Source organism: Lacticaseibacillus boliensis (assembly GCF_054784775.1).
The window spans coordinates 1-1,101 of record NZ_BAAIHN010000086.1; the positions used below are offsets into that span (position 1 = coordinate 1).

The window sequence follows — 1,101 nt, forward strand, 5'->3', positions numbered from 1 at the left end:
GACGGATTTACAATTCAAGTGCAACAAATTAGTCAAATAGAAAAGACTCATAGCCTGAGTCCTTGTAAAATGGAATCACCACAAGACCAACTACAAGGAGAACTCGACTATGAGTCCGTACACCCATCTTACCTTAAAAGACCGTGAATCGATACTGCTTGGTATCTCTACAGGCAAAACTCTTGATACCATCGCCAAAGAGATAGGTCGTTCCAAGAGTACAGTCAGCCGTGAAATTGCACGTAACGGCGGCTGGCGGAACTATTCGGCAGCCACCGCTCAGGACCGCTACCGGCGGGTTCGCATGGCTAGCAGGCGTCCTCGGATCCTCGATCGACCGGGGACTCGTGACGCTGTCATTCGATATATCACGGTGCTACATTGGTCGCCTGAGCAGATTGCCGGTCGCTTGTCACTAGAAGGCAGTCCTATTCGCATCAGCTATTCGACTATCTACAGAGGTATCTACCTAGATAATCTCGGCGTTCCATTGAAGAGCCATGGTGCTCGCGGGCTACCAAGGCTGCTTCGACACCGAGGCAAGACGCGCAAAATCAAAGGCACCATAAATGAACGCCGGGGGCGCTTCAATGACGTGCCATCAATTCACGACCGACCCCGGTCGGCAGAAAATCGCAGCTGGTTTGGTCACTGGGAAGGCGATACAGTACGCGGTAAAACAGGACACTCTGCATTAGTAACATTAGTTGACCGTAAATCACGCTATCTGCTTTCGAAGCGAACGGCCAACGCAAAAGCTGACACTGTTAGAGACGTCATGATTGAGCTGCTTGGTGCCTTACCAGCTAACCGAGTAAGAACAGTGACTCCTGACCGTGGAAGGGAGTTTGCCCGGTACAGGGAGCTGGCAGAACGTCTGAATACAAAGGTCTTCTTTCCTGACCCACACGCGCCTCAACAACGAGGAACTAACGAAAACACCAACGGACTGATTAGAGAATACTTTCCCAAGAACACAGACCTAGACCTTCAGAGCGACCAGGAAATTGAGACTTACATTGAACAACTGAATAATCGACCACGCAAGGTCTTAGGCTGGAAGACGCCATCAGAAGTCTTCATGGGTAAAAAGTTGCACTT

The 1,101-nt window shown here is 50.0% G+C and carries 1 protein-coding gene; it reads left to right on the top strand.

Translation table 11 applies throughout. The annotated features are described in order from the left end of the window. Positions 1-109: 109 nt before the first annotated feature. The coding region (locus tag ACYVRB_RS14245; RefSeq protein WP_461216069.1) for an IS30 family transposase at positions 110-1,101 on the top strand (992 nt) is incomplete at its 3' end.